Origin of the sequence: Vogesella amnigena (assembly GCF_042648905.1) — a bacterium.
In the GTDB taxonomy this organism is placed as follows: Bacteria; Pseudomonadota; Gammaproteobacteria; order Burkholderiales; family Chromobacteriaceae; genus Vogesella; species Vogesella amnigena.
In genome coordinates this window covers 212,646-238,718 of sequence record NZ_JBHRYH010000045.1, presented here as the reverse complement: position 1 = coordinate 238,718, position 26,073 = coordinate 212,646, and the positions used below count along the sequence as shown (strand labels likewise).

Annotated in this window: 33 protein-coding genes; 3 read left to right on the top strand and 30 right to left on the bottom strand. The window is 62.6% G+C overall.

What is annotated here, in order from left to right:
• Window positions 1-5: 5 nt before the first annotated feature.
• The 18 genes from tatA to ACFOKJ_RS15450 all read right to left on the bottom strand — a co-directional run bounded on the left by tatA (window position 6) and on the right by ACFOKJ_RS15450 (window position 12,447).
• The gene (gene tatA, locus ACFOKJ_RS15535; protein WP_390281259.1) at window positions 6-203 is read right to left on the bottom strand and encodes a Sec-independent protein translocase subunit TatA; all 198 of its coding nucleotides are present in this window, start codon (window positions 201-203) and stop codon (window positions 6-8) included.
• Window positions 204-250: 47 nt separating this feature from the next.
• Window positions 251-571, bottom strand: coding sequence for a histidine triad nucleotide-binding protein (locus tag ACFOKJ_RS15530; protein WP_390281257.1), 321 nt, complete (start codon window positions 569-571; stop codon window positions 251-253).
• Between the two features lie 13 nt (window positions 572-584).
• Window positions 585-911, bottom strand: coding sequence for a phosphoribosyl-ATP diphosphatase (locus ACFOKJ_RS15525; RefSeq protein ID WP_390281255.1), 327 nt, complete (start codon window positions 909-911; stop codon window positions 585-587).
• Window positions 912-1,016: 105 nt separating this feature from the next.
• Window positions 1,017-1,409 carry a phosphoribosyl-AMP cyclohydrolase gene (gene hisI, locus ACFOKJ_RS15520; RefSeq protein ID WP_390281252.1) on the bottom strand — a complete coding sequence of 131 codons (393 nt, stop codon included), beginning with the start codon at window positions 1,407-1,409 and terminating at the stop codon, window positions 1,017-1,019.
• 11 nt (window positions 1,410-1,420) lie between these two features.
• Window positions 1,421-2,188, bottom strand: coding sequence for an imidazole glycerol phosphate synthase subunit HisF (gene hisF, locus ACFOKJ_RS15515; RefSeq protein WP_390281250.1), 768 nt, complete (start codon window positions 2,186-2,188; stop codon window positions 1,421-1,423).
• 47 nt (window positions 2,189-2,235) lie between these two features.
• Entirely contained in the window at window positions 2,236-2,979 is a 744-nt protein-coding gene (gene hisA / locus ACFOKJ_RS15510) for a 1-(5-phosphoribosyl)-5-[(5-phosphoribosylamino)methylideneamino]imidazole-4-carboxamide isomerase (RefSeq protein ID WP_390281248.1), read from the bottom strand.
• 23 nt (window positions 2,980-3,002) lie between these two features.
• A complete protein-coding gene (gene hisH, locus ACFOKJ_RS15505; RefSeq protein WP_390281246.1) occupies window positions 3,003-3,644 on the bottom strand; it encodes an imidazole glycerol phosphate synthase subunit HisH in 642 nt (213 codons plus the stop codon).
• A gap of 7 nt (window positions 3,645-3,651) precedes the next feature.
• Complete coding sequence (locus ACFOKJ_RS15500) at window positions 3,652-4,068, bottom strand: VOC family protein (RefSeq protein WP_390281243.1); 417 nt, start codon at window positions 4,066-4,068, stop codon at window positions 3,652-3,654.
• The gene (hisB, locus tag ACFOKJ_RS15495; protein WP_390281241.1) at window positions 4,065-4,658 is read right to left on the bottom strand and encodes an imidazoleglycerol-phosphate dehydratase HisB; all 594 of its coding nucleotides are present in this window, start codon (window positions 4,656-4,658) and stop codon (window positions 4,065-4,067) included. The genes ACFOKJ_RS15500 and hisB overlap by 4 nt, the downstream gene beginning before the upstream one ends.
• A 6-nt stretch (window positions 4,659-4,664) precedes the next feature.
• Window positions 4,665-5,735, bottom strand: a complete 1,071-nt coding sequence (hisC, locus tag ACFOKJ_RS15490) for a histidinol-phosphate transaminase (RefSeq protein WP_390281239.1) — start codon at window positions 5,733-5,735, stop codon at window positions 4,665-4,667.
• Between the two features lie 130 nt (window positions 5,736-5,865).
• Window positions 5,866-7,158: a histidinol dehydrogenase gene (gene hisD / locus ACFOKJ_RS15485; protein WP_390281237.1), complete on the bottom strand. Its 1,293-nt coding sequence runs from the start codon at window positions 7,156-7,158 to the stop codon at window positions 5,866-5,868.
• Between the two features lie 157 nt (window positions 7,159-7,315).
• The gene (gene hisG / locus ACFOKJ_RS15480; protein WP_390281235.1) at window positions 7,316-7,957 is read right to left on the bottom strand and encodes an ATP phosphoribosyltransferase; all 642 of its coding nucleotides are present in this window, start codon (window positions 7,955-7,957) and stop codon (window positions 7,316-7,318) included.
• A gap of 28 nt (window positions 7,958-7,985) precedes the next feature.
• Window positions 7,986-8,738, bottom strand: coding sequence for a flagellar brake protein (locus ACFOKJ_RS15475; protein WP_390281233.1), 753 nt, complete (start codon window positions 8,736-8,738; stop codon window positions 7,986-7,988).
• A gap of 36 nt (window positions 8,739-8,774) precedes the next feature.
• Complete coding sequence (locus ACFOKJ_RS15470) at window positions 8,775-9,362, bottom strand: SCO family protein (RefSeq protein WP_390281231.1); 588 nt, start codon at window positions 9,360-9,362, stop codon at window positions 8,775-8,777.
• The gene (locus tag ACFOKJ_RS15465; protein WP_390281229.1) at window positions 9,363-10,265 is read right to left on the bottom strand and encodes a heme o synthase; all 903 of its coding nucleotides are present in this window, start codon (window positions 10,263-10,265) and stop codon (window positions 9,363-9,365) included. It lies immediately after the preceding gene.
• Entirely contained in the window at window positions 10,253-11,269 is a 1,017-nt protein-coding gene (locus ACFOKJ_RS15460) for a COX15/CtaA family protein (RefSeq protein WP_390281227.1), read from the bottom strand. Before ACFOKJ_RS15460 ends, ACFOKJ_RS15465 begins: the two co-directional genes overlap by 13 nt.
• Window positions 11,270-11,312: 43 nt before the next feature.
• A complete protein-coding gene (locus ACFOKJ_RS15455; RefSeq protein ID WP_390281225.1) occupies window positions 11,313-11,765 on the bottom strand; it encodes a hypothetical protein in 453 nt (150 codons plus the stop codon).
• Window positions 11,740-12,447 (bottom strand): SURF1 family protein, encoded by a 708-nt coding sequence (locus ACFOKJ_RS15450; protein WP_390281223.1) that lies wholly within the window; start codon window positions 12,445-12,447, stop codon window positions 11,740-11,742. Before ACFOKJ_RS15450 ends, ACFOKJ_RS15455 begins: the two co-directional genes overlap by 26 nt.
• 1 nt (window position 12,448) lies before the next feature.
• Between ACFOKJ_RS15450 and ACFOKJ_RS15445 the strand changes: the two genes are divergently transcribed.
• Complete coding sequence (locus ACFOKJ_RS15445; RefSeq protein ID WP_390281221.1) at window positions 12,449-12,628, top strand: twin transmembrane helix small protein; 180 nt, start codon at window positions 12,449-12,451, stop codon at window positions 12,626-12,628.
• 3 nt (window positions 12,629-12,631) lie between these two features.
• On the opposite strand, the gene ACFOKJ_RS15440 is transcribed toward ACFOKJ_RS15445, so the two are convergent.
• Genes ACFOKJ_RS15440 through coxB form a run of 5 tightly spaced genes read right to left on the bottom strand, consistent with a single transcriptional unit; the run spans window position 12,632 to window position 17,016 of the window.
• Window positions 12,632-13,489 (bottom strand): cytochrome c oxidase subunit 3, encoded by an 858-nt coding sequence (locus ACFOKJ_RS15440; protein WP_390281219.1) that lies wholly within the window; start codon window positions 13,487-13,489, stop codon window positions 12,632-12,634.
• 25 nt (window positions 13,490-13,514) lie between these two features.
• Window positions 13,515-13,694: a DUF2970 domain-containing protein gene (locus tag ACFOKJ_RS15435; protein ID WP_390281217.1), complete on the bottom strand. Its 180-nt coding sequence runs from the start codon at window positions 13,692-13,694 to the stop codon at window positions 13,515-13,517.
• The gene (locus tag ACFOKJ_RS15430; protein ID WP_390281215.1) at window positions 13,691-14,245 is read right to left on the bottom strand and encodes a cytochrome c oxidase assembly protein; all 555 of its coding nucleotides are present in this window, start codon (window positions 14,243-14,245) and stop codon (window positions 13,691-13,693) included. Before ACFOKJ_RS15430 ends, ACFOKJ_RS15435 begins: the two co-directional genes overlap by 4 nt.
• Before the next feature lies 1 nt (window position 14,246).
• The gene (gene ctaD, locus ACFOKJ_RS15425; RefSeq protein WP_390281213.1) at window positions 14,247-15,887 is read right to left on the bottom strand and encodes a cytochrome c oxidase subunit I; all 1,641 of its coding nucleotides are present in this window, start codon (window positions 15,885-15,887) and stop codon (window positions 14,247-14,249) included.
• 10 nt (window positions 15,888-15,897) lie between these two features.
• Complete coding sequence (gene coxB / locus ACFOKJ_RS15420; RefSeq protein ID WP_390281211.1) at window positions 15,898-17,016, bottom strand: cytochrome c oxidase subunit II; 1,119 nt, start codon at window positions 17,014-17,016, stop codon at window positions 15,898-15,900.
• Between coxB and ACFOKJ_RS15415 the strand changes: the two genes are divergently transcribed.
• Window positions 17,015-17,332, top strand: coding sequence for a hypothetical protein (locus ACFOKJ_RS15415; RefSeq protein WP_390281209.1), 318 nt, complete (start codon window positions 17,015-17,017; stop codon window positions 17,330-17,332). The genes coxB and ACFOKJ_RS15415 overlap by 2 nt on opposite strands.
• Here the strand turns inward: ACFOKJ_RS15415 and bioD are convergent.
• From bioD to ilvB, 6 genes are all read right to left on the bottom strand, one after another.
• A complete protein-coding gene (bioD, locus tag ACFOKJ_RS15410; RefSeq protein WP_390281207.1) occupies window positions 17,320-17,943 on the bottom strand; it encodes a dethiobiotin synthase in 624 nt (207 codons plus the stop codon). The genes ACFOKJ_RS15415 and bioD overlap by 13 nt on opposite strands.
• Before the next feature lie 354 nt (window positions 17,944-18,297).
• The gene (locus tag ACFOKJ_RS15405) at window positions 18,298-20,088 is read right to left on the bottom strand and encodes a 2-isopropylmalate synthase (RefSeq protein WP_390281205.1); all 1,791 of its coding nucleotides are present in this window, start codon (window positions 20,086-20,088) and stop codon (window positions 18,298-18,300) included.
• A gap of 194 nt (window positions 20,089-20,282) precedes the next feature.
• Window positions 20,283-21,041 carry a CDP-diacylglycerol--serine O-phosphatidyltransferase gene (pssA, locus tag ACFOKJ_RS15400; protein ID WP_390281203.1) on the bottom strand — a complete coding sequence of 253 codons (759 nt, stop codon included), beginning with the start codon at window positions 21,039-21,041 and terminating at the stop codon, window positions 20,283-20,285.
• Between the two features lie 175 nt (window positions 21,042-21,216).
• Window positions 21,217-22,233, bottom strand: a complete 1,017-nt coding sequence (gene ilvC / locus ACFOKJ_RS15395) for a ketol-acid reductoisomerase (protein ID WP_390281201.1) — start codon at window positions 22,231-22,233, stop codon at window positions 21,217-21,219.
• 47 nt (window positions 22,234-22,280) lie between these two features.
• Window positions 22,281-22,772, bottom strand: coding sequence for an acetolactate synthase small subunit (gene ilvN / locus ACFOKJ_RS15390; RefSeq protein ID WP_088966057.1), 492 nt, complete (start codon window positions 22,770-22,772; stop codon window positions 22,281-22,283).
• A gap of 9 nt (window positions 22,773-22,781) precedes the next feature.
• Window positions 22,782-24,548: a biosynthetic-type acetolactate synthase large subunit gene (gene ilvB / locus ACFOKJ_RS15385; RefSeq protein ID WP_390281199.1), complete on the bottom strand. Its 1,767-nt coding sequence runs from the start codon at window positions 24,546-24,548 to the stop codon at window positions 22,782-22,784.
• A gap of 217 nt (window positions 24,549-24,765) precedes the next feature.
• Between ilvB and ACFOKJ_RS15380 the strand changes: the two genes are divergently transcribed.
• Window positions 24,766-25,278 carry an RDD family protein gene (locus tag ACFOKJ_RS15380; RefSeq protein WP_390281197.1) on the top strand — a complete coding sequence of 171 codons (513 nt, stop codon included), beginning with the start codon at window positions 24,766-24,768 and terminating at the stop codon, window positions 25,276-25,278.
• A gap of 117 nt (window positions 25,279-25,395) precedes the next feature.
• Here ACFOKJ_RS15380 and ACFOKJ_RS15375 read toward each other — a convergent pair whose 3' ends face one another.
• On the bottom strand, window positions 25,396-26,019 hold the full coding sequence (locus ACFOKJ_RS15375) for a lytic transglycosylase domain-containing protein (RefSeq protein WP_390281195.1): 624 nt from the start codon (window positions 26,017-26,019) through the stop codon (window positions 25,396-25,398).
• Window positions 26,020-26,073 lie beyond the last annotated feature (54 nt).

Below are 26,073 nucleotides of genomic sequence, written 5' to 3'. Positions count from 1 at the left end.
GCGGCTTACTTCTTGTCGTTGTCGTCGGCGTCGATCACGCGGCCCTGGCCGGCTTCCTTGTCGGCCTCGCCCTTCATGCCATCCTTGAAGCCGCGCACCGCGCCACCCAGATCCTCACCGATATTGCGCAACTTCTTGGTACCGAATACCAGTACCACCACCAGCAATACGATCAACCAGTGCCAAATGCTGAAAGAACCCATGGAGATTTACCTCTAGCAATAAGCCGGCGGCTGGCGCCGGCAGTTGTTTACTTGTTGCCCAGCACGTGCAGGTGCAGGTGGAACACTTCCTGGCCACCGCCAACACCGGTATTGATGGCAGTCTTGAAGCCATCGCTCAGGCCCTGCTCGGCCGCCAGTTGCGGCGCCTTCAGCAGCAGCTTGCCCAGCATCTGCTGGTGGCTGGCATCGCAATGCGCCAGCGAATCCACGTGCTGCTTGGGAATCAGCAGGAAATGCACCGGCGCCTTGGGGTGGATGTCGTGGAAGGCGACCATATCGTCGTCTTCATACAGCTTGTTCGCCGGAATCTCGCCGGCCGCGATCTTGCAGAAAATGCAGTTGCTCATGCTGTTCTCTCGGTTATTGCTGCGGGCGCGAGGCCTTTTCGTCCAGACCGGAAATGCCTTCGCGGCGCTTGAGCTCCGCCAGCACGTCCTCGGCACGCAGGCCGTGGTGCGCCAGCAGTACCATGCTGTGGAACCACAGGTCGGCCACCTCGCGCACCAGGTGCAGACGATCCTTGTCCTTGGAAGCCATCAGCACTTCGGCGGCCTCTTCGGCCACCTTTTTCAGGATGGCATCCTCGCCCTTGTGGAACAGCCCGGCCACATAAGAGGAGCTGGGACTGGATTCCTTGCGGGCTTCCAGGGTATCGCCAATGGTTTTCAAAACTTCGGCGGCAATCATCGTGGCGTCCTTTCTGCCTGTGGCAGCGCGGCAAGTATATGTCGATTGTGTGACATTCAGGTAACAGGGCGTATCGGGGTGAACCCTCAGCTGCGACGCAGCAATTCAGTGCTGGTGATAGATGGCGTGCGGGTCTTTCAGCACCGCATCGGTCACCACCCATTCGCCGTCGCGGAACACGCGGTAGAAGCAGCTTTCGCGGCCGGTATGGCAGGCAATGCCGCCTGCCTGTTCGATCTGCATGGTGATCACGTCGCCGTCGCAATCGAGGCGCAGTTCCTTCACCGTCTGCAGGTGGCCGGACTCTTCGCCCTTCTTCCACAAGCGATTGCGCGAGCGGCTCCAGTAGTGGGCGATGCCGGTATTGGCAGTGAGCTGCAGCGACTCGCGGTTCATCCACGCCACCATCAGCACCCGGCCGCTGGCGGCATCCTGGGCGATGGCGGTTACCAGGCCCTTGTCATCCCATTTCACGGCATCCAGCCAGTTTGCAGTCATGCGGCCAACCCTTACAAACGTACTTCGATACCGGCGGCGCGCATGGCTTCTTTCGCCTCGCGCACGGTGTATTCGCCGAAGTGGAAGATGCTGGCAGCCAGCACGGCGTCGGCCTTGCCCAGCGTCACGCCTTCCACCAGGTGCTGCAGATTGCCCACGCCACCGGAAGCGATTACCGGAATCGGCACCGCCTCGGACACCGCGCGGGTCAGCGGCAGGTTGAAGCCGATCTTGGTACCGTCGCGATCCATACTGGTAAGCAAGATCTCGCCGGCGCCGTATTCTGCCATCTTCGCTGCCCATTCGACCGCATCCAGCCCGGTAGGGTTGCGCCCGCCATGGGTAAAGATTTCCCAGCGGTCGTTATCCGGCGTCACCGCCTTGGCATCCACCGCCACCACGATGCACTGGCTGCCGAACTTGTCGGCGGCCTGCTTCACCAGATCGGGGTTGGTCACTGCCGCGGTATTGATGCTTACCTTGTCGGCACCGGCATTCAGCAGCCGGCGGATGTCCTCCACCTTGCGCACACCGCCACCTACGGTAAGCGGAATGAACACCTGCTCGGCTACCGACTCGATCACGTGCAGGATGATGTCGCGCTGGTCGGAGCTGGCGGTGATATCGAGGAAGGTCAGCTCGTCGGCGCCCTGCTCGTTGTAGCGCTTGGCGATTTCCACCGGGTCGCCGGCATCGCGCAGGCCGACGAAGTTGACACCCTTCACCACGCGACCAGCAGTCACGTCGAGACAGGGGATGATGCGTTTGGCTAGAGACATGATGTACTACAAATGAGGGTTGGCCGCACAAGGCGGCCAACCGGAGGTTAGGCTTCGGACAGTTCGTCCGCCAGCGTCTGCGCGGCAGCGAAGTCGATGCTGCCTTCGTAGATGGCGCGGCCGGTAATGGCGCCCTCGATGCCCTCGCCCTCCACCGCGCACAGATTGCGCACGTCGTCGAGGTTGGTCAGGCCGCCGGAGGCGATCACCGGCACACTCAGCGCCTGCGCCAGCTTGACGGTGGCTTCGATGTTGACACCGTTCATCATGCCGTCGCGGCCGATGTCGGTGTAGATCACCGAGTTCACGCCGTAGTCTTCGAAGCGCTTGGCCAGGTCGATCACGTTGTGGGTGGTCACCTTGGCCCAGCCATCGATGGCTACCATGCCGTCCTTGGCGTCCAGGCCGACAATCACCTGGCCGGGGAAGGCATCGCAGGCATCGTGCAGGAAGCCGGGATTCTTCACCGCGGCGGTGCCGATGATCACGTATTTCAGACCCAGATCGAAATACTTTTCGATGGTGTCGAGGTCGCGAATGCCTCCACCCAGTTGCACCGGGATGTCGTCGCCAACAGCGCCAAGAATGTCGCGGATCACCGCCAGATTCTTGGGCTTGCCGGCAAAGGCACCGTTGAGGTCCACCAGATGCAGGCGCCGCGCGCCCTGGTCACGCCAGTGTACGGCGACCTTCACGGGGTCATCGGAGAACACGGTGGCATCAGTCATAACGCCCTGTTTCAGGCGTACGCATTGACCGTCCTTCAGGTCGATAGCGGGAATCAGCAGCATGGTGCGTAAAAATCTACGGAAAGTTAAACAGTGCCATCCCAGGCCAGGAAGTTCTTCATCATCTGCAGCCCGGCACGGTGGCTCTTCTCGGTGTGGAACTGCGTGGCAAAGATATTGCCACGCCCGACGATACAGCAAAAGCGGTCTGGATACTCGCTTTCCGCCAGGTTGATATCTGCCTCGGCGGGTGCGAAGTGGTAACTGTGCACAAAATAAAACCGCTCGCCGTCCTCGATGCCGGCGAACAGCGGATGCGCCTGGCGCTGGTACACGCGGTTCCAGCCCATGTGCGGCACTTTCAGGCGCTCGCCGTTGGCATCCAGCAGGTTGGCCGCAAAGCGTTTCACCTCGCCCTTGAAAATGCCAAGGCCAGGAGTATTGCCTTCCTCGCTGTGCTCCAGCAGCAGCTGTGCCCCCACGCAGATACCGAAGAACGGCTTGTTGCGGGTACTCTCGCGCACCGCCTCTGCCAGGCCGTGGCTGTTGAGTTCGCGCATGCAATCCGGCATCGCGCCCTGGCCGGGGAAGATCACCTTGTCAGCCTTGATCACCTGCTCCGGGTCGGAAGTCAGGAAGATGTCGGCGCCGATGTCGTTCACGAACTGCACGGATTTCAGCACCGAGTGCAGATTGCCCATGCCGTAGTCGATGACTGCAACTTTCATATCAGCCTTACAGGATCATGTTTGGGGTGTAGCAGAATTCCAGCACGATGCCAGACGGATCGCGAAAGAACACCGCGTAGTAGCCGGCACTGTACTGCGGGTACTCGGCCGGCGCATCGGTGATGTCGGCGCCCATTTCCAGCAGCAGCGCATGCAGGGCATCCACCGCCGCACGCGACGGCGCATTGCTGGCCAGGTGCTGCAAACCGATACCGTAACGCTGAAAACCCGCCTGCGGCTGGCGGCTCTGCTGCAGGTACAGCTCGTAATTACCCGCCACATAAGCACGCGATTCGGCCGCCCGACGCGGCTGCCAGCCCATCGCCGGCATCACGCGGTCGTAAAAGGCCAGTGCCTCGTCCAGATCGCGCACGCACAGGCAAAGATGGTTCAAGCCGGCAATGCCGGGCTGCACGGCGCTCATGCGGTCAGCGTGCCCTTGGTGGACGGCGTGATGCCGGCCATGCGTTCGTCGAACTCCACCGCCATGCGCAGCGCGCGGCCAAAAGCCTTGAACACCGTTTCGGCCTGGTGGTGGCTGTTTACACCGCGCAGGTTGTCGATGTGCAGCGTCACCATGCTGTGGTTGACGAAGCCGTGGAAGAATTCACTGAACAGATCAACATCGAAACCGCCGATGGCGGCACGGGTGAACGGAATGTGGTACTGCAGGCCGGGGCGGCCGGACAGGTCGATCACCACCCGCGACAGTGCCTCGTCCAGCGGCACGTAGGCATGGCCGTAGCGGCGGATGCCCTTTTTATCGCCGATCGCCTTGGCAAAGGCCTGGCCCAGGGTGATGCCGATGTCTTCCACGGTGTGGTGGGCATCGATATGCAGATCGCCACGCGCCTGCACGTCCAGGTCGATCAGGCCGTGGCGGGCGATCTGGTCCATCATGTGGTCCAGGAACGGCACGCCGGTATCGAAGCGGCCAACCCCGGTGCCATCCAGGTTGATGCTGACGGTGATCTGGGTTTCCAGGGTATTACGGGTAACGGTAGCAGTACGCATGATGGCTCAGGCAAAGTAGGCGTGAATGGCGGCAAGCAGCGCGCTGTTTTCGTCCGGGCTGCCCACGGTCAGGCGCAGGCAGTTGTCCAGCAGCGGGTGGTAGCCGTGCAGATTCTTGATCAGGATACCCTCGGCCTTCAGCTGTGCAAACAGCGCCAGCGCATCCGGCACGCGAATGGTAAGGAAGTTGGCTTCGGACGGATACACCGTCACTTGCGGCAGCGTAGCCAGGCTGGCGGCGATACGACTACGCTCGCTGCGCAGCTCGGCGGCCTGGGCGGCAAATACGTCCAGGTGGCGCAGCGCAAACTTGGCCGCGGCCTGGCTCAGCACGTTGATGTTGTATGGCGGGCGCACCTTGTCGAGCTGGGCGATCACCTCCGGGTGGCCGGCAGCGTAGCCCAGGCGCAGGCCGGCGAGGCCGAGCTTGGACAGCGTGCGCATCACGATCAGGTGCGGCTGGCTACCTGCCAGACCCATGAAGCTGTCGTCGGCAAACGCCTGGTAGGCTTCGTCCACCACCAGCAGCCCCGGTGCGGCATCCAGCACCGCCTGCACCTCCTCGCGGGCAAAGCGCGGCCCGGTGGGGTTGTTGGGGTAGGACAGGAACACTACCGCCGGGCGATGCTCGCGGATCGCGGCCAACGTAGCCGGAAGATCGAGGCTGAAGTCGGCCTGCAGCGGCACGCCCACGTAGCGCACACGCGAGAATTGGGCGTTGAGCCGGTACATCACGAAGGACGGTTCCAGCGCCAGCACCACGGTATCGTCGCTGGCCACGGCCTGGGTGATCAGGGTGATGATTTCGTCGGAGCCGTTGCCCAGCACCACGTCGGCGGCATCCGGGATGGCAAAGGCGGCCTTGAGCAGGTCCTTCAGCCCGTCGCCATGCGGGTCCGGATAGCGGTTAAGCGCCACCTCGGCCAGTTGCTGACCCAGTTCCTGGCGCAGTGCCGCCGGCAGATGGTAGGGGTTTTCCATCGCGTCGAGCTTGATATAGCCCGAGGCATCGGCAACGTGGTAGGCCTGCATGGCCAGCACGTCGGGGCGGAACAATTGCTGTATAGACATTTTCATCGACAGTTCTTGCCGGCCGGGCCGGTTCGAAGTGTCGGTGGTGGCCCGACGCGGAGTGTGCAACAAGGGCTGCATCGTAACCCGAAACCCGTTGCCGGGCTACCGCCGGGAAGCGGCAGCCCGCTTGGATTTACTTATCCAGACGCAGTTCGGCGGCGCGCGCGTGCGCGGTCAGACCCTCGCCATGTGCCAGGATGCTGGCCACTTTGCCCAGTTGCTGCGCGCCAGCGTGCGACACACGGATCAGGCTGCTGCGCTTCTGGAAGTCGTACACCCCCAGCGGGCTGGCAAAACGCGCGGTGCGGCTGGTGGGCAGCACGTGGTTGGGGCCGGCGCAGTAGTCGCCCAGGCTTTCCGAGGTGAAGCGGCCCATGAAGATGGCACCGGCGTGGCGGATCTTGGCCACGTAGTCTTCCGGCTTGGCCAGCGACAACTCCAGGTGTTCAGGGGCGATGTAGTTGGCGATGTCGCAGGCTTCGTCCAGGTCGCGCACTTCGATCAGCGCACCACGGTTGCCCAGGCTAGCCTCGATGATGGCGCGGCGCGGCATGGTGGGCAGCAGCTTTTCGATGCTGGCCTCGACTTTGGCAATGTAGTCGGCAGACGGGCACAGCAGGATGGCCTGCGCGATCTCGTCGTGCTCGGCCTGGCTGAACAGGTCCATGGCGATCCAGTCCGGATCGGTTTCGCCGTCGCAGATCACCAGGATTTCGGACGGGCCAGCCACCATGTCGATGCCCACCACGCCGAACACGCGGCGCTTGGCAGCCGCCACGTAGGCATTGCCCGGGCCGGTGATCTTGTCCACCTGCGGCACACTCTCGGTGCCGTAGGCCAGCGCAGCCACCGCCTGCGCACCGCCACAGGTGAACACCTTGTCCACGCCGGCGATGAAGGCTGCGGCCAACACCAGGTCGTTCCTCTCACCATTCGGCGTCGGCACCACCATGATGATCTCACCCACGCCAGCCACCTTGGCCGGCATGGCGTTCATCAGTACCGAGCTGGGATAGGCCGCCTTGCCGCCCGGCACGTAGATGCCGACGCGGTCCAGCGGCGTCACCTGCTGGCCCAGCAGGGTGCCGTCTTCGTCTTCGTAGCTCCAGGAATGCGCCAGCTGCTTTTCGTGATAACGGCGTACCCGCTCGGCGGCGGTACTGAGCGCCCCCTGCACGTGCTCCGGCAGACGCTCCCAGGCAGCCTGCAGTTCGTCGCGGCTCAGGGTCAGCTCGGCCATGCTGGCCACGTGCATGCGGTCGAAGCGGTTGGTGTATTCCACCACGGCGGCATCGCCACGGGCTTTCACGTCGTCGCAGATGGCGGCGACGGCGGTGTCCACCGCCGGGTCCTGCGCGGTTTCAAACGCCAGCAGCGCCTTGAGGCGGGCGTCGAAATCGGGCTGGGAGGAAGACAGTTTCTGCATGAGAACCTCATCATTTTGGCCACGAACCCCACGAAAAGACACGAAATGCCAGCTTGCCGAGCAGTGCGCTTGCCGTTAACAACGGCTTCGTCCGCACTGCGGCCAACCTTGACGGTTTTTTTTCGTGGTCTTCCGTGGTTTTCGTGGCCAACAAAAATCAGGCCGGAACAGCACCGGCAAAGGCATCCAGCACCGGCTGGATGGTGTCGTACTTGAGCTTGAGCGCAGCCTGGTTCACCACCAGTCGCGAGCTGATATCGATGATGTGTTCCACCGCCACCAGGTTGTTGGCCTTCAGCGTGCCGCCGGTGGATACCAGATCGACGATGGCATCGGCCAGACCAACCAGCGGTGCCAGCTCCATCGAGCCGTACAGCTTGATGATGTCCACGTGCACGCCCTTGGCGGCAAAGTGCTCGCGGGCGATCTGCGGGTACTTGGTGGCCACTTTCAGGCGTGCACCATGCTTTACCGCCGCCTCGTAGTCGAAACCGTTTTCCACCGCCACCATCATCTTGCACTTGGCAATGTTGAGGTCCAGTGGCTGGTACAGGCCGGCGCCGCCATGCTCGATCAGCACGTCGCGACCGGCGATACCCAGGTCGGCGGCGCCGTACTGCACGTAAGTTGGCACGTCGGAAGCTCGCACGATCACCAGGCGCACGTCCGGACGGTTGGTGCCGATGATCAGCTTGCGCGAGGATTCCGGCGCTTCGGCGGGAACGATGCCGGCGGCAGCCAGCAGCGGCAGGGTTTCTTCAAAAATGCGGCCCTTGGACAGGGCAATAGTCAAAGTCATGATTTTGCTGCGTTGCAATAGTTAGGGTTTAGCGTACCAGAGCACGGCGCTCGCGCTCAAGGTGCGTGATGTAGCGCTGTACCATTGTTTCCTGCGCCAGGGTCATGCCGACGAAGACACAACCGGCGCGGTAATGCTCATGCCCTATGGCTCCCAGCACTGGCATGACATGCAGTATCTCCAGCCCGATCTGCAGCAGCCCGGTTTCCGGCAGCTCGATCTGCACCTTGTCCAGTTGCTCGCCGTCGTGCAGCCAGTCGTGCTGATCTGCGGCCAGCGTCAGCGACAAACCGCCCAGGCTGATATCGAACAAGGGCAACAGGCGGCCGGGGGGATCTGGCAGCCGGCACCATACCGGCTTGATCGGCGGGGTATTGATGCGGAAGAACTCGCGGCGTTGCAGGCGGATCAGCCGCTCTGGCACCGCCATGGCCAGGGCACGGCGCCCCTGGTAATCCACTTCTTCTGCCGGGCCGCAGATGAACTGCATCTTGATGCCGGCCGGAGCACTGATCAGTACATTGCGCTCGCTGGCCAGCAGCTGACGGTTGGCGTGCTCGTCGGCACTGCAGGCAAACAGCAGCTGCTGCGTGTCGGCGTCCACCGCCAGCAGCCGGGTAACGATAAAGGAATTGCCCTTGTTGGAAAAAATGGTCACCGCCTGCTTCAAGTCCGCCAGGCTTTGCAGGTGGCGCTGAATCTCAAGCAGGTTGCCAATGGTGAATCGCGCCAGTTCCGCCTGCTGCGGATTACTGGCACCTGGGGGGGTGTGCTCGATCACGGTAGTGTCCGGAACAGGGTTCGATCTTATTGAAGTCTAACGCAACAACTGGCGCAGATCATGCACGATGTCGGCCACCGGGGTGTTATACGGCACATACACCCGCAACTGCCCTTCGCGATCGAACAGATAGCTGCCGGCGCTGTGATCCACGCTGTAGCCGCCACCCTCGGTGGGCTGGCGCTGCGCCACCACCTTGTATTGCCCGGCTACGGACTTGATCAGTTCCGGCGCGCCGGTCAGCCCCATGAAACGCTTATCGAAGAATGGCACGTAGCCAGCCAGCACCTGCGGCGTGTCGCGCTCCGGGTCCACGGTGATGAACAACACCTGTACCCGGTCGGCGTCGGCGCCCAGCTGTTTCATCACCTGCTGGTATTCCAGCATGGTGGTGGGGCAGACATCCGGGCAATGGGTGTAGCCAAAGAACAGCGCTACCGCCTTGCCCTGGTAGTCGGCCAGGCCATGCGGCTTGCCATCGTGGCCGGTGAGGGTGAACGGCTTGCCGAATTCGGCACCGGTGATGTCGGTGCCCTTGAAGGTGAGTGGCTCGCCGGCAGGCGAGCAGGCAATCAGCAGGGTGGCCAGCAGCAAGGCTGCCAGCCCGGATAGCAGTCGGGTCATTCAGAGTCGCAGTGCCAGGAAAAGGTAGTGATCGAGCAGCAGCGCCGCGAACAGCCAACTCAGATAGAAGATGGACCAGCGGAAGCAGCGGCGCGCCAGCTCGTCAGAATAGTTTCGATGCAAAGCGACGGCAAGCCACAAGAAACGGCCACCCAGCAGCAATGCGGCCAGCAGGTACAGCACGCCACTGCCGCGCAGCGCCACCGGCAGCAGCGACACCGCCAGCAGCAGCACGGTATACAGCACGATGGACAGGGTGGTGAAGCGCGCGCCATGCGTTACCGGCAGCATCGGCAGGCCGGCGCGCTGGTAGTCGTCGCGGCGGTACAGCGCCAGCGCCCAGAAGTGCGGCGGCGTCCAGGTGTAGATGATCAAGAACAGCAGCATGGCCATGGCGCTGACTTCGCCGGTCATCGCCACCCAGCCCAGCAGCGGCGGCATGGCGCCGCTGGCGCCGCCAATCACGATGTTCTGCGGGGTGTTCGGCTTGAGCAGCAGGGTGTAGACGATGGCGTAACCAGCAAAGGTGCCCAGTGTCAGCCAGGCAGTCAGCGCATTCACCAGCGCGATCAGCAGCGCCATGCCCAGCCCCAGAGCACTCAGCGCCACCAGCAGGGTGAGCAGCGGGCTCACCTCGCCGCGCGCGGTAGCACGCCAGGCGGTGCGGCGCATGCGGGCATCGATGGTGCGCTCCACCAGGCAGTTGATCATCGCCGCCGCGCCGGCCACCAGCGCTATCCCCGCGGTTGCGGCCAACATGCGCGGGATGTCCGGTACACCAGGCACCGCCAACAGCATGCCGATTACCGCGCAGAATACGATCAGCAGCACCACCTTGGGCTTGGTAAGTTGCCACATGGCCCGCCATTGCTGGCGGGCAGGTTGCAGGGTCAGGCTAGCCATGTCGTTCCCCTTTCGGTGCGTTTAGCGGCAACTGACTGCACGGCGCTACGCGCTGCCGGCTGGCGGACACTGCAGGCCAGCAACAGGGCTACTGCCAGCAGCAGCATGGCGCCGATGTTATGTGCCACTGCCAGCGGCAAGGGCAGCAGCAACAGCACGTTGGCCGCACCCAGCAACAGCTGCAGCAGCAGTGCGGCCAACAGCAGCAGCAACCGCGGCCGCAGCGCGGCGTGCCGCCAGTTAAGCCGGAGCGCCAGCAGCAGCGCCCCGCTCAGCAGCAGCGCGCCCAGCCGGTGCAGCCAGTGGATGGCCTGCAATTGCGAGAACTGCAGCGGGCTGCCATCGGCACTTTCGCCCAGCTCCCGCTGCCAGTGAAAGGCGCCGGCAAACTGCAGATCATCCGGGAAGTAACTGCCGTTGCAGGCCGGAAACCCCTGGCAGGCCAGCGCGGCATAGTTGCTGGACACCCAGCCGCCCAGCGCGATCTGCAGCCACACCAGCAGCGGCAGCAACCACAGCAGCCAGGCATGTGCGCGTGGAATGGTCTGCGGCGTGGTGGCGGCACTGTTGGCGGCCGCCAGCAGCGCGACGATGCTCATGCCGCCCAGCAGGTGCGCGGTGACCACCGCAGGCTTCAGTAACAGCGTCACCGTCCACATGCCCAGCAGACCCTGCAGCAGCAGCAAGGCCAGCAGGCCGCCAGCGGCCAGCCGCTGCTGGCGGCGGCGCCAGGCCAGCAATGCGGCCAACAGGATCAGCATGCCCAGCGTGGCGGCCAGGTAGCGGTGGATCATTTCCTTCCAGGCCTTGGCAGGGGATACCGGGCCATCCGGCTGCTGCGCCATGGCCTGGCGGATGTCATCCGCGGCGTGATGGGGGCTCAGCTGGCCGTAACAACCCGGCCAGTCCGGACAGCCCAAGCCGGCATCGGACAGCCGCACATAGGCGCCCAGCGGCACCACGATGCAGGCCAGCAGCAAGGCAAGCAGCAGCAGACGTTTCATGGCATCTCCCCCCTGTTGCTACGGCATATGGCCGGGTATGTGCTCAGCCCAGGCCGTTGTTGGTTTTCAGTACCTTGCCGATTTCACGGATCACCGCCGTGGGTGGGGTGCCGTCCGGATAGAACAGCACCAGGTTGCGCAGCGGGTCCACCAGATAGAAGCCATCCTCGCGCAGCCCGGCGCGGTTGGGCTGACGTAGCAGCTGCACGCGCTCGGCCGCCTCGCCCTGCGCGGTGCGTATCTGCTGCATGCTGAACTGGCGTTGCCGGCAGGCCGCATCGCAGCCGCCCCCCAGCGACAGCAACACCCAACGCCCCTGCGGCCAACCCTGCTGCTGCGCCACCGGCAGCGGCTGCGCCAGCAGCTGCCCCACCGCGGCAGGGCGCTGTGGCTGCCAGTTGAAGTACAGCAGCGTGGAGCCCACCACTGGCAGCAGGCTCAGCAGCAGCATCCACCACAGCGGACGCAGGTCAGTCTTGGCGAGTGCGATTGCCATCTTGCTTTCTCCTCATCAGCCAGGCCGCCAGCACGATGCACAGCGCTAGCAGCAACCATTGCAGCGCATAGGCATAGTGCCGCTGCGGATCGAAGGCCGGCTTTACCGGCCAGGTGGTATAGGGCCGCAGCGTCGGCTCCAGCACCACCAGGCCGCCGCGCAGCGTGCCGGGCAGGCTGCTGGCCAGCCGCGGCCAATCCAGCGCATCCACTTCTCCTTCCACCCCCACCCGTGCCTTGCTCAGCAGATAGGGCGCGGGCCGTACCACCCAGCGCCCGCTGAGCCGACCGGCCGGCAACGGCAGGCTGACGATGCCCACCGGACGCGGCAGCCAACCGCGATCAATGACTACCCAGCTGCCATCCAGCAGCTGCACCGGCTGCCATTCACGCACCCCATCGCGGCCATCCAGTACCGCACCGGCCACCCGCAGCGAAGGCTGGCTGTCGCGTACCGTCAGCCACACCCGCTGGCCATTTGGCTCGGCATCCAGCGCGATTTCCGCCAGGTGACGCGGCGGCAGGTTGGCCGCACGCTCGAACGCCGCCAGCTGCGCGCTGCGCTGCTCGCCCCGCTGGTACTGCCACACGGCCAGAGCAAACGGCAGCAATGCCAGCAACATCAACCACAAGGCATTGCGTGGCGGTCTAGACTGGGTGGAGACACCAGGGGGAGACATCATCGTGAATGCAATCGTACCGTTGCTGTTGTTATTGATTGTCGGCTCGCTGGGCTATGCACTGCGCTCGCTTACCCGAGGTGGCGACTCGCGGCGCACTGCCCGTGCCCTGACGCTGCGCATCAGCCTGTCGCTTACGCTGTTTGCGGTACTGATGCTGGGCAAGTGGCTGGGCAGCTGGTAAACGCTACAGCCAATACACGAACACGAACAGGATCAGCCACACCACATCCACGAAGTGCCAGTACCAGGCCGCCGCCTCGAAAGCGAAATGGTGCTCGGCACTGAAATGCCCGCGCTGCACCCGCAGCCACATCACCGACAGCATGATGGCCCCCAGCAGCACGTGCATGCCGTGAAAGCCGGTGAGCATGAAGAAGGTCATGCCGTAGGCACCCGCGGCCAGGCTCAACCCCAGCTCGTGCATGGCATGCGAGTACTCGTACAGCTGCAGCCCCAGGAACAGGAAGCCCAGCAGCACGGTGGCCCCCAGGCCGACCGTCAGCTGGCGGCGGCTGCCGGACAGCAGCCCCCAGTGTGCCCAGGTCAGGGTGGCGCCAGAGCTCAGCAGGATCAGCGTGTTGATCGCCGGCAGCCCCCAGGCACCCATGGCCTGGTAGGGGGTGTTGATGCCGGGACCGGTCTGCAGCGGCCAGCTGGCGGAAAAATCCGGGTACAGCAGCTTGTGCATGTCATTGCCCAGCTCCGGCACCGAGATCACCCGCACGTAGTACAGCGCGCCAAAAAAGGCAGCGAAGAACATCACCTCGGAAAAGATGAACCAGCCCATACCCCAGCGAAAGGAATGATCCTCACGCCCGTGGTAGCGTCCGGCCAGGCTCTCGCGGATCACGTCGCCGAACCAGCCGAACAGCATCCACAGCAGGATGCCGAAGCCCAGCAGCAATCCCAGCTTGCCGAACGCCACGCTGTTCACCGTCAGCGCCGCCCCCAGACCCAGGCAGAACAGCGCCAGCGAGCCGACAATCGGCCAGCGCGACGGGTCGGGCACAAAGTAATGCGTCTGTTCACTGTGTTCCATCATCACGCTCCTCCTGGCCAGCTGGCGGCTAGCCGGTAATCAGCTGCACCAGCAACAGCAGCAGGCCGATCAGTATCGCCACCAGCACAATGGCAGCCGTTACCACATCGGCAAATGTCAGCTTGCGGTCCTGCCGTGCGGCCCGCCCCTGGCGAATCCCCACGAAGGCCGACAGCACCGCGCGCAGCGCCTGCCAGGGCCGGCTCATGATCGCCCCGGCACATCGAAAACCGTGTAGGCCAGCGTGATGCTGTCGATGCCGGCCGGCACGCTCTTATCCACCACGAATACCACCGGAAAACGCCGGGTTTCACCGGGAGCAAACGCCTGCTGCGCAAAACAGAAGCAGTCCAGCTTTTTCACGTACTCCGCCGCCGCCGCCGGCAGGTAGCGCGGTATCGCCTGCCCGATCACCCGCCGGTTGCTGGCATTGGTGATCTCGTAATCCACGCGCACGAACTCGCCCGGCCGTGCCTGCAGGCTGGACACCAGCGGCCGCACCTGCCACGGCAGCCCCGGCTGCACGGTGGCATCGAAACTCAACGTCAGCGGTGCGGCCAACGCCTTGCCACCCTGCGGCTGGTTCTGCACCGCTACGCTGTCCGGCTGCAGCAACTTGTTCAGCCCGGTAATCCGGCACAGCGCGTCGTACACCGGGATCAGCCCCCAGGCAAAGGCAAACATCACGCAGGCCACGGCACTGAGCTTGAGTAGCAGGATGCGGTTGTCGCGCAATGGCGCTGGCTGATGCGGTTCCATATCAATGATGCTTTCCGCCTTCCATGGCCTTGATCACCCCGTTCTCGCCCACTTCCAGCCGTGGCGCCTCGACAAAGCTGTGATACGGCGCCGGGGTGGGAATCTGCCACTCCAGGGTGTCGGCATCCTCCCACGGCTTGTGCGGTGCCGGCTGGCCGTGGCGGATGCTGTGCACCATGTTGTACAGAAAGATCAGCTGCCCCAGCCCGAAGCAGAACGCCCCGACACTGGCCATGGCGTTGAAGTCGGTGAATTGCATGTTGTAGTCGGGGATACGGCGCGGCATGCCGGCCAGGCCGAGGAAGTGCATCGGGAAGAAGGTGACGTTGAACCAGATCATCGACCACCAGAAATGGAACTTGCCCAGCGGCTCGCTGTACATGCGGCCGGTCATCTTGGGAAACCAGTAATAGATGGCGGCAAACAGGCTGAACAGCGCACCGGCCACCAGCACGTAATGGAAGTGTGCCACCACGTAGTAGGTATCCTGCAGCTGGATATCCACGGCGGCGATGCTCAGCGTTACCCCGGACAAGCCCCCCACGGTGAACAGGCAGATAAACCCCACCGCAAACAGCATCGGTGTTTCGAAGCTCATGCTGCCCTGCCACATGGTGCCGATCCAGTTGAACACCTTCACCCCGGTAGGCACCGCGATCAGCATGGTGGCGTACATGAAGAACAGCTGCGCGGTGGCCGGCATGCCGGTGGTGAACATGTGGTGCGCCCACACCATGAAGCTGAGAATGGCGATGGAGCTGGTGGCGTACACCATGGAGACATAGCCGAACAGCGGCTTGCGGCTGAAGGTGGGAATGATGTGGCTGACGATGCCGAATGCCGGCAGCGCCATGATGTACACCTCTGGGTGGCCAAAGAACCAGAAAATATGCTGATACAGCACCGGGTCGCCGCCACCGGCGGCATTGAAGAAGTGGGTGCCGAAATGGCGGTCGGTCAGCACCATGGTCACCACCCCGGCCAGCACCGGCATCACCGCGATGATCAGGTAGGCGGTGATCAGGCTGGCCCAGGCGAACATCGGCATCTGCATCATGCCCATGCCCGGCGCGCGCAGGTTGAGGATGGTAACGATGATGTTGATCGAGCCCATGATCGAGCTGACCCCCATGATGTGAATGGCAAAGATGGTGAGATCCATGCCCATGCCCATCTGCGTGGACAGCGGCGCATACAGCGTCCAGCCGGCGGCAGCGGCACCGCCCGGTACCACGAAGGACACCAGCAGCAGCAGCGCGGCCGGCGGCAGCAGCCAGAAGCTCCAGTTGTTCATGCGCGCAAACGCCATGTCCGGCGCGCCTATCATCAGCGGCAGCAGCCAGTTGGCCAGGCCGGTAAACGCCGGCATGATGGCGCCGAACACCATGATCAGCCCGTGCAGGGTGGTGAACTGGTTAAACAGCTCCGGCTGCCAGAACTGCAGGCCGGGGCGGAACAGCTCGGCGCGGATACACAGCGCCAGCACGCCGCCAAACAGGAACATGCTGAACGCGAACCACAGGTACATGCTGCCGATGTCCTTGTGGTTGGTGGCGTACAACCAGCGCGCTAGTCCATGCGGCTTGCCGTGATGATCGCCATGGTCGCCGTGATCGGCGCGGGTGGTGTCTGCAATTGCCATGATCCCCTCCTTACGCCTTGCCGCCACGGGCAGCCTTGATGTCACTAGGTTGTACTGTTTCACCGGTGTGGTTGCCCCAGGCATTGCGCTCGTAGGTAATCACGGCGGCAATATCGGTATCGGACAGCTGCTTGCCCCAGGCCGCCATCGCCGGGTTTTTCTTGCTGCCATTGAGCACGATATCGATATGCGCAGCCTTGTCGCCGGTGGCAATCGCGGAGCCATCCAGCGCCGGGAACGCCCCCGGAATGCCCTTGCCGTTTGCCTGGTGGCAGGCCACGCAGTTCTGGGTGTACACCTTCTCGCCGCGTGCTTTCAGTTCGTCCAGCTTCCAGACCTTGCCCGGGTCATCCTGGCTGGCCGCCATGGCTTTCTGCTTGGCCGCCAGCCATTGCTGGTAATCGGCCGGGCTCTTGGCCACCACCACGATGGGCATGAAGCCGTGATCCTTGCCGCATAGCTCGGCGCACTGACCGCGATAGGTGCCCGGCTGCTCGATCTTGAACCAGGCATCGCGCACGAAGCCCGGTATTGCATCCTGTTTCACCCCCAGCTGCGGCACCCACCAGGAGTGGATCACGTCGTTCGCCGTCAGCAACAGCCGCACCTTGGTATCCGTAGGCACTACCAGCGGCTCGTCCACCTCCAGCAGGTAGTTGTCGCCACGCGCGGACGCCTTGACGATGGCGTCCTGCGGTGTGGCCAGGTGGCTCATGTAGCGCAGGTTCTGGTCCAGGTAGTCGTACTGCCATTTCCACTGGTAGCCGGTAACCTTGATGGTGATTTCCGCGCCGGCGCTGCTTTTCTGCTGCAGGATCAGCCGGGTGGCGGGCAAGGCCATGGCCACCAGGATCAGGAACGGGATCACCGTCCAGATGATCTCCACGGTGGTGTTCTCGTGGAAATGCCTGGCCTGGTGGCCGGCGGACTTGCGATGGCGCAGGATGGCCCAGAACATCACCCCGAACACCAGTACAAAAATGCCGCCGGTGATATACAGCAGCAGCAGGTGCAGGTCGTAGATGTCGTGAGCCACCTGGGTGACAGGTGTCTGGAAATTCAGGTTGGCCGCAACCGCGCCTAGCGGTGCACCCCCCAATATCCCAAGGTGGGCATAACGGGAAAGCATGGCGTCTCCCTATGGATTGCCCCGCTATTACCGCCGTCTTGCCGCGGCCTGGCGGGTGGGTCCGGTTGGTGCGGCAGCATATCCTGCCGGCACCCGTCCTCTCGTGTTGGCCGGGAAACCCGGTCGCTCTCTGCTCTATTCCAATGGCAGTTCAGTAACGAGATTAGAAATTCGCCGTAAAAAAACAAGGATTTATCATGACGCAGCGCAGCATGAAATTGCCGTCGTTGCGGGGAAAACCAGCGCCAGCGCTACCGTGGATGGCAGCGGCAGCACCCAGCCCATCGGCATGAAAGCTGTGCTTCAGGCGCCGTAGGGTATTTCCAGCAGCGGCTCGCCAAGGTACTGCTTGAGCGTGGCCAGGTTGTCGGCATAGGCCAGCTGATTGGGCACCACGCGGTTGGCTATCCAGCCTGCCAGCTGGCAGCCGGATGCCTGAATCGCCTGCGCGCTCAACAAGGCATGGTTGATACAGCCCAGGCGCATGCCCACTACCAGGATCACCGGCAGCTGCAGCTGCTGCGCCAGCTCCTGCATGCGGTAGCGGTCGGACAGCGGCGCCAGCCAGCCGCCGGCGCCTTCCACCAGCACCACGTCGGCCTGTGCGGCCAACCTTTGATAGTGATCGGCAATCACCGCCAGGTCGATCTCCACCCCGGCCTCGCGCGCCGCGATATGCGGCGATACCGGCGGCAGAAACCGGTACGGGTTCATCAACGCCAGGTCGGTCTGGCCGGTAGCCGCCACCAGCCGCGCCACGTCGTCGTTGTGCCAGCTGCCATCCGGCAGGATGTCGCAGCCGGAAGCCACCGGCTTCATCGCCAGCACCCGCTTGCCCTGCGCCTGCCAGTGCCGCACCAGCTGCACCGCGCTATGGGTCTTGCCGATCTCGGTGTCGGTGCCGGTAATGAAATAGCCTTGTGCCACGGCGTGCTTCCTGTAGTTGTATCGCCGCTAGATGCGGGCAGAACGGAAAAACTAAAGGGCGCCTCGAAAAGCCGTGATTTCTAAGCTAGACAAGGCGCGAACGAAAAATTTCGACGCAGCATATATTTGATATGTAAGGAGAAATTTTTCGTGAGCAACGCAGTATCGCGACGAAAGCAGGAGATTTTCGAGATGCCCAAAAGCAGACGCGACAATGCCGACCTTGTGGGTCGGCTGTCAGTGTCTGCCCGATATGGCAGCCAGCTTCATAAGGCGGCTTCGTGAGCCTTTGATCTTTAACGCTGCGGCCAACCTTTCCGGGTGGGATGTCCTGCCGCAACGTTTGCGCGCTCTTTAGACCGGACCTTGCGCGTACACCCGCTCGGTCTTGCTATGCAGCTTGTTCAGCGCCGCCAGGTAAGCCTTGGCACTGGCCACGATGATGTCGGTATCGGCGCCCTGGCCATTGGCGATGCGGCCATCCTTGGTCAGACGCACGGTCACTTCACCCTGCGACTCGGTACCCTTGGTGATGGCGTTCACCGAGTACAGTTCCAGCTCGGCCTCGCTCTTCACCACGCTTTCGATCGCCTTGAAGGCGGCATCCACCGGGCCGGAGCCGGTCGACTCGGCACGGCACTCGTTGCCATGCTCCACGAACACGATCTGCGCCTGCGGTGCCTCGCCGGTTTCGGTCGCCACTTTCAGCGATACGAACTTGTAGTCTTCCTGCTCGACGGTCACCAGCTGATCGGACACCAGCGCGTGCAGATCTTCGTCGAAAATCTCGCGTTTCTTGTCGGCCAGCTCCTTGAAGCGGGCAAAAGCGGCATTCAGCGCTTCTTCGCTATCCAGCACGATGCCCAGATCCTGCAGCTTGGTGCGGAAGGCATTGCGGCCGGAGAGCTTGCCCAGCGTCAGGCGGTTGGCAGTCCAGCCCACCGACTCTGCCGACATGATTTCGTAGGTTTCACGATGCTTGAGCACGCCATCCTGGTGGATGCCGGACTCGTGGGCGAAGGCGTTGGCGCCGACGATGGCCTTGTTCGGCTGCACCGGGTAGCCGGTAATGGTGGACACCAGTTTGGACGCTGGCACAATCTGCGTGCTGTCGATCTTGGTTTCCACGCCGAACACGTCCTTGCGGGTTTTCACCGCCATCACGATTTCTTCCATCGCGGCATTGCCGGCGCGCTCGCCCAGGCCGTTGATGGTGCACTCCACCTGACGGGCGCCACCCAGCACGGCAGCCAGGCTGTTGGCCACCGCCATGCCCAGGTCGTTGTGGCAGTGGGCGGACCACACCACCTTGTCGCCGCCCTCGGTCTTGGCGATAAGCTCGCGGAAGAAGGCCTCGGTAATGCGCGGCACGGCGTAGCCAACGGTATCCGGCACGTTGAGCGTCGTGGCGCCGGCCTTGATCACCTCACCGAAGATACGGGCGAGGAAGTCGATATCGGAGCGCAGCGCATCCTCGGCGGAGAATTCCACGTCGTCGGTGTATTCCCGTGCCAGCTTCACTGCCTTCACTGCCGCGGCGACCACTTCGTCCGGGCTCATGCGCAGCTTTTTCTCCATGTGGATCGGGCTGGTGGCAATGAAGGTGTGGATACGCTTCTTCGGCGCCGGGGCCACGGCCTCACCGGCAGCGCGGATATCGCGCTCGTTGGCGCGTGCCAGCGAACAGACGGTGGACTCCTTCACCACTTCGGCAATAGCGCGAATCGCGTCGGCATCGCCAGGGCTGGCAGCAGCAAAGCCAGCCTCGATCACGTCCACACCCAGGCGTTCCAGCTGACGGGCGATACGGACTTTTTCTTCCTTGGTCATGGCAGCGCCCGGCGACTGCTCGCCATCACGCAAGGTGGTATCGAAAATGATGAGACGGTCGCCCATGTCTGGTGATCTCCATTGTCCCGCCGGCTGTACCCCGGTCAGATAGTCGTTGAAATCGAATCGCTTGCCCTGTTGTGCGGCGAGCAGCGCCAGCTTGTTCAGCTGCGCCAGCGGCAGGCTGCCGCGCTCGCGCCATTTGTAGACAGCAGCACGCGTCACCGGCTCGTCGGGGAAGCCTGCCGTCAGCGCGTCCGCGAGTGCGCTGGGGCCGCCGAAATCCTCGATTAGACGCTCGATGTCCAATTGCATTGCTGTCTCCTGTTTATTTCTGGGTCTACCTTAGCGAAATCGAAGACATAGTGTCAAACAAATTTGGTGAAATCAGTATGATTTTCACAAAGCGCCACTGTCAAACCAAGATATTTGGACATATTGTCCAAGCCATGCCAACAAAAAAGGGCGCCGAAGCGCCCGTTTGTCTGTCCGCCACACCGGCACAGCTTCTATTCCGCCCTTACCGGCACAGTCTTGCGGCCCATTCCCAGTGCCGCCATCACGTAGCCGGACAGCGCATAGCAGACAAAGAAGCCGAACAATACCAGCGGCGGCTCCGACATCAGCAACAGCAGCACCACCACCAGCCCCAGCAGCATCACGAACGGCACGCGGCGACGCAGATGAATCTCCTTGAAGCTCCAGAACTTCACATTGGTCACCATGGTGATGCCGGAGAAGGCGGTAAAGCCCAGCGCGATCCACTTCAGCCCCGGCAGGTCGTTGTAGCCGTAGGCATGACAGATCCACACCAGGCCGGCCACCAGCGCCGCAGCAGCCGGGCTAGGCAGGCCGATGAACCAGCGCTTGTCGGTGGAGCCGATCATGGTGTTGAAGCGCGCCAGGCGCAGTGCAGCGCCGGCACAGTGGATGAATGCCACCATCCAGCCCAGCTTGCCCAGGTCCTTCAGCATCCACTCGTAGGCCACCAGCGCCGGCGCCACGCCAAAACTCACCATGTCGGAGAGGCTGTCGAACTCGGCACCGAATGCGCTCTGGCTGTGGGTAAGCCGCGCCACGCGGCCATCCATGCCGTCCAGGATCATGGCGAGGAAAATCGCCACCGCGGCATGTTCGAAATTCTGGTTCATCGCCTGCACGATGGCGTAAAAACCGGCAAACAACGCCGCCAGGGTAAAGGAGTTGGGCAGCAGGTAGATGCCCTGGCGGCGCAGGGACAGCTTGTTCGGGGCCGGATCGATATGCATGGGCTCGCCCTAGTCGTTATTGTTGGCTACAGGTTGATGGCGCGCGGCCAAAGCTTGGCCGCAATCAGCCGTTCATTCTAAAGCGGCGGCCGGCACGGCAAAAGCCAAAGCTGCCGCACAAAACGCAAAAAAGCCGGACAAAGTCCGGCTTTGGCTGACAGCTGACTGGTCCAGATTAGTTCTTGGACTGGTCAACCAGCTTGTTCTTGGAGATCCACGGCATCATTGCGCGCAGTTCGGCGCCAACCTTCTCGATCGGATGCTCGGCGTTCAGACGACGACGAGCAGTCATGCTCGGGTAGTTGGTCTTGCCTTCCAGGATGAACATCTTGGCGTATTCGCCGGACTGGATGCGGTACAGCGCTTTCTTCATCGCTTCCTTGGTGGCGGAGGTCACCACTTCCGGGCCGGTCACGTACTCGCCATACTCCGCGTTGTTGGAGATGGAGTAGTTCATGTTGGCGATGCCGCCTTCGTACATCAGGTCAACGATCAGCTTCAGTTCGTGCAGACATTCGAAGTAGGCCATTTCCGGAGCGTAACCAGCTTCGGTCAGGGTTTCGAAGCCGGCTTTCACCAACTCAACCGCGCCACCACACAGTACCGCCTGCTCACCGAACAGATCGGTTTCGGTTTCTTCGCGGAAGTTGGTTTCGATCACGCCGCCCTTGGTGCCGCCGTTGGCCGCAGCGTAGGACAGGGCGATGTCGCGTGCCTTGCCGGACTTGTCCTGGTACACGGCGATCAGGGTCGGCACGCCGCCGCCCTTCACGTACTCGGAGCGCACGGTGTGGCCCGGGCCTTTCGGGGCGATCATGATCACGTCCAGGTCGGCGCGCGGCACGATCTGGTTGTAGTGAATGTTGAAGCCGTGAGCGAAGGCCAGTGCTGCACCCTGCTTGATGTTGGCCGCGATTTCGTTGTTGTACACCTCCGGCTGCGACTCGTCCGGCAGCAGGATCATTACCACGTCAGCGGCTTTTACCGCGTCGGCAACTTCTTGTACCTGATGGCCGGCGGCCTCAGCTTTTTTCCACGATGCGCCATTCTTGCGCAGACCGACGATCACGTTGACGCCGGATTCCTTCAGGTTCTGCGCGTGGGCGTGGCCTTGGGAGCCGTAACCGATAATGGCGACCTGCTTGCCCTTGATGATGGAGAGGTCAGCGTCTTTGTCGTAGAAAACTTTCATTTTATGTCCCTAGTTGTTCTTGGGCAGCGGGTAGCCGCCCAGGTGATTCAGATCTTCAAAATACGTTCGCCGCGACCAATGCCGGATGCACCGGTACGCACCGTTTCCAGGATCACTGAACGGTCGATCGCCTCGATAAAGGCGTTGAGCTTTTCGCTGGTACCAGTGAGCTCGATGGTGTAGGTCTTTTCCGTCACGTCGATGATGCGGCCACGGAAGATGTCGGCCATGCGCTTCATCTCCTCGCGGTCCTTGCCGGTGGCGCGGACCTTGATCAGCATCATCTCACGTTCGATATGGTCGGACTCGTTGAGGTCAATCACCTTGACCACCTCGATCAGCTTGTTGAGCTGCTTGGTGATCTGTTCGATGACTTCGTCAGACCCGTGGGTGACGATGGTCATGCGAGACAGTGTCGGATCTTCGGTAGTCGACACCGTCAGCGAATCGATATTGTATGCGCGGGCGGAAAAAAGTCCTACTACTCGCGAGAGTGCGCCCGCTTCGTTTTCCAGAAGAATTGAAAGGATGTGTCGCATTCTTACGCCTCAGCACATGTTGCCGTAGTCACGGTTGTTCTCGAACGGAGCGATCTGCAGCTCGCGCATGTGCGGCGGCAAGTCCATCTGGTCCAGGCCCTTGCCGTTCTGGATCATCGGGAACACGTTCTCGGACTGATCGGTACGGAAGTCCAGGAATACCAGACGTTCCTTCAGTGCCGGGCTGAAGGCTTCACGCAACACCGGCTCGACATCGGCCGGGTTTTCCACCTTGATGCCGACGTGACCGTAGGCTTCGGCGATCTTAACGAAATCCGGCAGCGCGTCCATATAGGACTCGGAGTAACGGGTACCGTAGAAGAACTCCTGCCACTGACGCACCATGCCCAGGTAACGGTTATTGAGCGCAATCACCTTCACCGGGGTGTGGTACTGCTTGGCGGTGGACAGCTCCTGGATATTCATCTGGATGGAGCCTTCGCCGGTGATACAGGCCACCTGCGCGTTCGGGTTGGCCAGCTGCGCGCCGATGGCGGCCGGCAGGCCAAAGCCCATGGTGCCGAGGCCACCGGAGTTAAGCCACTGCTTCGGGCGCTTGAACGGGTAGTACTGCGCCGCCCACATCTGGTGCTGGCCCACGTCGGAGGTGATGATGGCATCGCCGCCGGTGATCTCGTACAGCTTCTGCACCACGTACTGCGGCTTGATCAGCTCGCTGGACGGGGTGTACAGCAGGCTGTTGTAGCTGCGCCATTGCTCGATCTGTTTCCACCAGCCAGCCAGATGCTGCTCGTTGGTCTTCAGGCCGGTCTGCTTGAACAGGTCGATCATGTCGCGCAACACGTGTTTCACGTCGCCAACGATAGGCACATCCACCTTCACACGCTTGGCGATGGAGGACGGGTCCACGTCGATGTGCACGATCTTCTTCGGCTGCGACAGGAAGTGCGACGGGATACTGATCACACGGTCATCGAAACGCGCGCCCACGGCAATCAGTACATCGCAGTACTGCATGGCCATGTTGGCCTCGTAGGTGCCGTGCATGCCCAGCATGCCGAGGAACTGCTGATCCTGCCCCGGATAGGCGCCCAGGCCCATCAGGGTGTTGGTACACGGCACGCCCAGCATCTTCACCAGCTCGGTGACTTCTTCCGCGGCATTGCCCTGCACCGCGCCACCGCCCACATAGATGTAGGGGCGCTTGGCTTCGGCCAGCAGGTTGACGGCTTTCTTGATCTGGCCCGGATGACCACGGGTAACCGGTACGTAGGAGCGGATGCTCACGCTTTCCGGGTAGTGGAATTCGGCCTTGGCCTGGGTCACATCCTTGGGCACGTCCACCACCACCGGGCCGGGGCGGCCGGTCTTGGCGATGTAGAACGCCTTCTTGATGGTGGCTGCCAGCTCGTTGATGTCCTTCACCAGGAAGTTGTGCTTCACGCACGGGCGGGTGATGCCCACCATGTCCACTTCCTGGAACGCGTCCAGACCGATGGCGGGTGTCGGCACCTGGCCGGAAATCACCACCATCGGAATGGAGTCCATATAAGCAGTGGCGATGCCGGTGACCGCGTTGGTTGCGCCCGGGCCGGAAGTGACCAGTGCCACGCCGACCTTGTCGCTGGAACGCGAGTAAGCATCAGCGGCATGGACCGCGGCCTGCTCGTGGCGGACCAGTACATGCTTGAACTGCTGCTGACGGAAAATTGCGTCATATATTTCGAGTACCGCGCCGCCGGGGTAGCCGAATACGAATTCGACTCCTTCTTCCTGCAGGCTGCGAACTACGATCTCCGCGCCCGATATCTGCATTTTTGCCTCTTTGTATTTCAGGTTATTTTTGTCCCGTGATGAATGAACTTAACCCAAGCCAGAAAGCACGGTCAAGCGCTTTTGTGCAGGTGCAAAAAAGCGCCAAAAACATTCAAAAACAGCCACTTTTCGGGGGTAGGCGGGGCAAGGGGGCTTTGATACCATGCCGTGCTGACCGCAGATGCGGCCAACCTTTTCGATAACGACACGCTATTTCATGACATCCGCAGCCACGCCTGGTCTTCCCCGCCGCTTTGCCTCCCTCGGCTATGAACTGCTGCTGCTGGCAGCCATCATCTTCACTACCGCTGCGCTGTTCACGCCCTTGCTGGCCTGGGGCAACCATGCGCTGCCTCTGGAATGGCTATACCGCCTCACCATGGCCGGCGTGCTGTACGCTTATTTTGGCTACTGCTGGGTGAAAAGCGGCCAGACGCCGGCGATGAAAACCTGGCGCATCAAGCTGGAACGCGCCGATGGCGGCAAGCTGGACTGGCAATTAGCCGGGGTGCGCTTCGGCATCGCCCTGCTGCTGTTTGTCGGCGTGCCCATCCTGTCCTTCCAGGCCTGGCAGCGCGTCAGCGGCGACACCCGCATCGCGCTGTGGCTGTCACTGGCCTGGTGGCTGCTGCCGCTCATGTGGCCATTGTTCGACCCGCAGCGCCAGTTCCTGCACGACCGCCTGGCCGGCACCCGACTGGTCAGCCTGCGCAAGGGCGAGCGCAGCTAGCATTGCCGCGCCGCCTTGAGCACTTAAGCCGCCCGGCGTTGCCGGCTCCGGTGGCGCCTTCAAATGACAAAGCCCCCGCATTGGCGGGGGCTTTGTCATGCAGCATTCACAGCGTCATCAAAATGCGGCGGCCAACTTGTCTCCACTGGGAGGCAACCATAACCAGTGCCGCTTCCAGGCCCCCACCACCAGGTTGGGATAGGTCGCCTGCCCCAGGCTGCCGTTGTAGCGGCCCAGCGCACGAAACAGGTTGCCGCCTTCCATATCGATGTAATGGCGCAGGATGGTGCAGCCGTAACGCAGATTGGTGGTGAGCTCGAACAGGTTGTGACCCGGCGCGCCGATGCTGCGCACCCAGAACGGCATCACCTGCATCAGCCCACGCGCGCCCACCGGCGAGATGGCGTACTTGTTGAAGCCGCTTTCCACCTGGATCAGGCCCAGCACCAGTTGCGGGTCCAGCCCGGCACGGGTGGCCTCGTACTGTACCGCGGTCAGCAGCCGCTCGCGCATCCACTGGTCCGGAATGCGCGATTGCAGCCGGCGCGACATCTCCGCCAGCCACAGCGGGCCTTCACGCGGGTCTTCAAACACCAGCCGCGGCGCGTTGATATCCGACACACTGCGCGACATCGCCGAGGCCACGTTGGCCGCCAACGCCTCTTCGCGCTGCGCACCTGCCCAGGCCGGGGTAGCGGCAAGCAGGGCAACAGCGAGAACGGCAAACAGCGGAGCGCGCATGACGAGGCAGCCTTGGTTGGTAAGGTAGCGGCGGGCATGGCCAGATGGCCTTTG